Annotated in this window: 1 protein-coding gene; it reads left to right on the top strand. The window is 56.4% G+C overall.

What is annotated here, in order from left to right:
• A partial coding sequence (locus DW835_RS18570; RefSeq protein WP_243037248.1) for a virulence-associated E family protein occupies positions 1-321 on the top strand: 321 nt, incomplete at both ends.

Raw genomic sequence — 321 nt, 5'->3', positions numbered from 1 at the left:
GCCCCGTGACCGCACCGGCAACCGGCGCTTTCTCCCCGTGACGGTGTACCCGGAACGGGCGGAGGTTCACATACTGGACGATGAAGCGGCGGCGAGGGCGTATATCGAACAGATGTGGGCGGAAGCCATGACGGTTTACCGCAGTGGGAAGTATAAGCTGTCATTCAGCATAGAAATGAACCGATACCTGAACGCCCATCAGCAGGACTTCATGCAGGAGGACACACAGGCTGGCATGATCTACGCCTATTTGGAGGACTACACCGGTGACAGGGTATGCTCCAAGCAGCTTTATGAGGAAGCGCTGGGGAACTTAAATTC

The organism is Clostridium sp. AM34-9AC, from assembly GCF_003480225.1.
In the GTDB taxonomy this organism is placed as follows: domain Bacteria; phylum Bacillota; class Clostridia; order Lachnospirales; family Lachnospiraceae; genus Acetatifactor; species Acetatifactor acetigignens.
Note: the sequence above shows the minus strand (reverse complement) of the source record. Positions and strands in the feature narration are given on the sequence as shown.